The sequence below is a fragment of the Pseudoalteromonas sp. AWM4_233 genome (assembly GCF_056158285.1).
In genome coordinates this window covers 1-4099 of record NZ_JBSWSZ010000012.1, presented here as the reverse complement: position 1 = coordinate 4099, position 4099 = coordinate 1, and the positions used below count along the sequence as shown (strand labels likewise).

Sequence of the window (4099 nt, the reverse complement as noted above, 5' to 3'; positions counted from 1 at the left end):
AAGGTTAAGTTCCTCGTGCAGTGTCAAGAGATCAGCACCTAGGGATTATGTTAGTGACCATAGACTTTATGTGGGTGGGTTTTGGAGCCGCACTGTTATTTTTCAGCCTGTTCTTAATCCAGTGGCGCTTTTTACCTGAATTGGCTGATCAAGAAAAACGAAGTCGCAATGAAGGTGCGTTTTGGCAGCACTGGTTAGACGTGCTTCAAAACACAGCGTTTATGAAGTTCATCGCTTATGCCTGTGCGTTCCACTTATTTTTCCATCAATTGTATTTAGCCTTGCCAAACGAAGTCGAAACGCGAGCATTGGACTCAAGGGTGATTACTTGGGTGTTTATGACCTCATCTATTTTGGGAATATGTTTTCAATTACCTATTAGTCGCTGGTGAGCCAGACCATAGGAAGTGCCAAAGCGATGGGCTTGGGGCTTGTACTGATGGGGACTCTTATTTGCTGTTTTTACCAAACACGACATTCCTCCCTGGTGCGAACTTTGTTCTGTACGCTGCTGTGTTCAGTGTTGGCTCAATGCTTGTCCTACCATTACTAGGCTCCTACGTACCAAAATTTTGCTCTAGATCTGAGCTGGGTAGCTATTACGGGATGTATTCGTGTGTCGGTGGTTTGGCCGCATTTATAGGTAATGTACTGGTAGGGATGTTGCTGTCTTGGTCTTCTTTGCCGAGAGAGTTGATTTGGATTCGGTTGCGCTATGGTAGGACTCATTGCAGGCTTCCGTTTATACAGTCATGTGAAAAACATTGCGTAAACGAAAGAGAGCCCAGTAAAGGGCCCTCTTTATTGCTTGATGGGTTGCTTAGAAGCGGTACTCAACACCAACACTCGCTTGGTTAAAGTTGGTGTCAAAGTCACTGTCTTCGTCTAAGTCATCAGCGCTTAGCTCGGCATCGTACCAAGTGTATTGAGCATTAAGCAGTAACTGCTCAGACAGTTTAAAGTTCAAGCCCGCGCCTGCGAACAGTGCTTCATCATCTGTACTTCCTGTTACGCCACCAACGGAATAGTCTGTGTCATACCAAATTTGACCAGCTTTAGCGAAAAACTCAATAGAATCGGTTAAAGGTAGTATTCCTTTAAGGGCCGCACTGTAACCATCCGTTTCAGCATTTGCCAAGCTGCCACCGTAAGAACCGAAGTACAGTGTAGCCACCTTCCAGAGCAAAGAACTCACTAAAACGATAACCAATAAGGCCTTGCCATACATCATTGTTGTCATCAAAGTCATCGTCGCTATCAACTTTTAAATAGCCGTAGTTACCACCAATGTATAGGCCGCTTTCGTTCGTACTCCAATCTTCTGCGTGAGCTACTCCCGCAAACGATGAAAGGGCAATGGTACTCGCGATGATTGGCATAACTTTTTTCATTGTATTACTCCTTGTGACCAATTTGTAAGAACGAATTCAGTGTTCATCAGATTGATTAGGGAGTAAATGCGAGTAGTGCTAACTTCAATATTTTTGTGCGTTTTATTCTGTTTACGTGCTACAAGCTATCACAAAGCGTTACTTTTTGAGTTTTCTTGACAGACAGAAACGATAAAGCCTCAACCAAAGGTTGAGGCTTTTAAAAGGGGAGAGTTGATTGTTTTGCTGTTTAGAAAGTGTAACCAATGCTCGCCATTACAGAAACTGGGTCGATGTCTAGATCACCAACATCATTACCATTAATAGTAACGTCAGTATTGATATCCATGTACCAAATTGATGCGTTTACGAATAAGTTTTCGGAAATGTTGTAATCCAGACCTGCTTGGAAAGCGAGGCCAAAAGAGTCAGCTAATTCTAGTTTAGCACCGGAATCTAGCTTTTCTTCAAAGAACACTGTGTAGTTAAAACCAGCACCTAGATATGGACGTACATCACTGCTTGCAGTGCCAAAGTAGTATTGTCCCATCAGAGATGGTGGCAAATGAGACGTCTCACCAATGTCTGAGCCACCAGCTTCAATATCATGAGTAAAAGGTGTCGCAACTAGGAGTTCAACACCAATATTGTCGCTATACATATAAGTGCCAGTTAGACCTACTTGAAGGTTACTGTCAACATCAAGACCAATTCCAGTATGATCATCAGCATTTGGCATAACGTTTACCAAACCGCCACGAATAAACATATCGCCCGCTTCATGTGCCATGACTGGTGCACTGATTAAAGCAGCAGAAAGTAAGGCGAATTTAGTTACAGATTTCATATCCATGTCTCCTAGTGGGTGCAAATCAAATAAGATGTGCTCACCATACGCCTACACAAAAAAAAGAAATTGATCTAGGTTAGTTTTCGACGGATACGTGCGATGGTTTCATGGATTCTATTAATCTATGTCATGAAAAGGATATCGCTGTAGAGGTTTGCGCGTAAAAATGAGAAATTATGCGCGAATGGGGACCGCCAGCCACCATTCAGTGGCTGGCAGGTATTTATCCAAGTGCAGAACCACTATGGGCTTTGTCAGATGTTGCCGGTAAAAACTTTTGTAAGCGCAAAAATAAAGATCGATGCTTCAGAATAGATAGTAGCTCTTTTTTCATTGATATGTTCATAAAGTGCATCAATAGAGTCACTGTGTTCGATTTGCCATGCAGCGCATACCTTATGTCTATCAAACTGTTTGTTTTCAAGCTCAGGGAGTTGAGCAAGGTGCCAATAGTAAAATTCTCTGTTATCGACATAGTCTTTTTAGAGTATTAGAGCTGCTTGCGTGATGCTCGAGTCTCGAAATATGTTGCTCTAACAAGCTTACGATTTTGCTTGGCCTACGTTCCTCTGGACCTTTCAACAGCCCCAATCTAGCGAGCAAGTTCACCTCGTTTAGAGCCACCACTTAACCAAGAAAGGGGAATTGAGAAAATCAATCCAAATGAAATAGGTAGCGACCAATAAAATAGTTGTGGGCTCAAAAAGTAGGCGCTGGCCGCAAGTAACATACCAAACAATGTATGGTAAATGTGCGCACGTGCTGCCTCAGGCCAGCGGTTCGCACCGTCATCTCGGGACTGCGGCTTCCAGCCACTGTCTCGACCTTTCAATACGTCTACTACAACTAAAAATTGTGAGAACATCAAAATCAGGTGCGTAAAGGGCCGAAATGAGCACTTCCAGCAGTGTATCTATGGTCAGCATAATCGGCCCGCCAAACTGACGGCAAACACGCCAATGTAGCATCGCATTAACCCAGCCATAAAACTCAGGGCTAATACTAACGCCATGGAGACAATGAATAACGAGCGTGCCTTTTCAAAGTCAAATACCGGCCAGGTTGGGAAAAGCGATAAATTGTTAAAATACTCAGGTCTGACAAAGTAGGCTTGCACCGCAAGAGCAAAACCGACGGCAATCAGTGCAAACCAAAAAACAGCACTGAAGTAGGAGAATATGCCCGTCATCAAGTGCATTCGAGAGACGAAGTGTAGGCCTTCAGCTGGAACAAATGCTTTGTGCTGCAAGTTACCCTGACACCAACGACGGTCGCGAACCATGACGTCAATAAGTGATGGCGGCGCCTCTTCATATGAGGCCTGTAAATCGGTATCAAAGCAACGCCCCATCCAGCCCGGCGCAAGAGTGCGGCTTCTATAAAGTCGTGACTCATGACATGTCCGCCAAATGGTGCTTTACCAGGAAGGATGGGTAAACCACAAGCTTCAGCGAAGGCGCGAGTTCGGATAATGGCGTTATGGCCCCAGAAATTCGAAGCGTTACCGTGCCAAGTTGTTAATCCTGCGGCATAAATTGGTCCAAAACATTGATTGGCGAATTGCTGAATTCGGCTGTAGAGCGTATCGGCACGTATAATCGTTGGAAGTGTTTGGATTAAGCCTAAGGTAGGTTCTGCCGCCATACGACGAGCCATAGACATTAAGCACTCTGCACTCATCAAGCTATCCGCATCAAGTACAATCATGCACTCATATTCAGCGCCAAAACGGGTTACCCAGTCTGAAACATTCCCCGCTTTTCGCTCGGCATTATTAAAGCGGCGACGATAGTAAATAGGGCAACCAGTCTGATCATTATTGAGAATCGGATGAAAGGCTTGTTTTTCGCGAATACTATTTTCGGCTCTATTGGTATAG

General features: G+C 44.2%; 7 protein-coding genes. 1 reads left to right on the top strand and 6 read right to left on the bottom strand.

Going from position 1 to position 4099, the window contains the following annotated elements:
* The first annotated feature begins 53 nt into the window (after positions 1–53).
* The gene (locus ACXAC4_RS18210; RefSeq protein ID WP_475164375.1) at positions 54–392 is read left to right on the top strand and encodes a hypothetical protein; all 339 of its coding nucleotides are present in this window, start codon (positions 54–56) and stop codon (positions 390–392) included.
* Between the two features lie 428 nt (positions 393–820).
* Here the strand turns inward: ACXAC4_RS18210 and ACXAC4_RS18205 are convergent, their stop codons facing one another.
* The 6 genes from ACXAC4_RS18205 to ACXAC4_RS18180 all read right to left on the bottom strand — a co-directional run.
* Positions 821–1138 carry an outer membrane protein gene (locus tag ACXAC4_RS18205; protein WP_475164370.1) on the bottom strand — a complete coding sequence of 106 codons (318 nt, stop codon included), beginning with the start codon at positions 1136–1138 and terminating at the stop codon, positions 821–823.
* Positions 1125–1391 (bottom strand): outer membrane beta-barrel protein, encoded by a 267-nt coding sequence (locus ACXAC4_RS18200; RefSeq protein WP_475164367.1) that lies wholly within the window; start codon positions 1389–1391, stop codon positions 1125–1127. Before ACXAC4_RS18200 ends, ACXAC4_RS18205 begins: the two co-directional genes overlap by 14 nt.
* A 229-nt stretch (positions 1392–1620) precedes the next feature.
* Positions 1621–2217 carry an OmpW/AlkL family protein gene (locus ACXAC4_RS18195; RefSeq protein ID WP_475058132.1) on the bottom strand — a complete coding sequence of 199 codons (597 nt, stop codon included), beginning with the start codon at positions 2215–2217 and terminating at the stop codon, positions 1621–1623.
* A gap of 595 nt (positions 2218–2812) precedes the next feature.
* Positions 2813–3085 (bottom strand): hypothetical protein, encoded by a 273-nt coding sequence (locus ACXAC4_RS18190; RefSeq protein ID WP_475164362.1) that lies wholly within the window; start codon positions 3083–3085, stop codon positions 2813–2815.
* A gap of 54 nt (positions 3086–3139) precedes the next feature.
* Entirely contained in the window at positions 3140–3409 is a 270-nt protein-coding gene (locus ACXAC4_RS18185; protein ID WP_475164358.1) for a hypothetical protein, read from the bottom strand.
* Positions 3409–4099 (bottom strand): glycosyltransferase (locus ACXAC4_RS18180; RefSeq protein ID WP_475164354.1); only part of this gene is annotated, 691 nt, incomplete at its 5' end. The genes ACXAC4_RS18185 and ACXAC4_RS18180, both read right to left, overlap by 1 nt.

Excerpts from the sequence above, each read along its gene's own strand:
- ACXAC4_RS18200 (WP_475164367.1), bottom strand. The coding sequence starts at position 1,391 with ATGAAAAAAGTTATGCCAATCATCGCGAGTACCATTGCCCTTTCATCG.
- ACXAC4_RS18195 (WP_475058132.1), bottom strand. The coding sequence starts at position 2,217 with ATGAAATCTGTAACTAAATTCGCCTTACTTTCTGCTGCTTTAATCAGT.
- ACXAC4_RS18190 (WP_475164362.1), bottom strand. The coding sequence starts at position 3,085 with ATGTTCTCACAATTTTTAGTTGTAGTAGACGTATTGAAAGGTCGAGAC.
- ACXAC4_RS18185 (WP_475164358.1), bottom strand. The coding sequence starts at position 3,409 with ATGACGGGCATATTCTCCTACTTCAGTGCTGTTTTTTGGTTTGCACTG.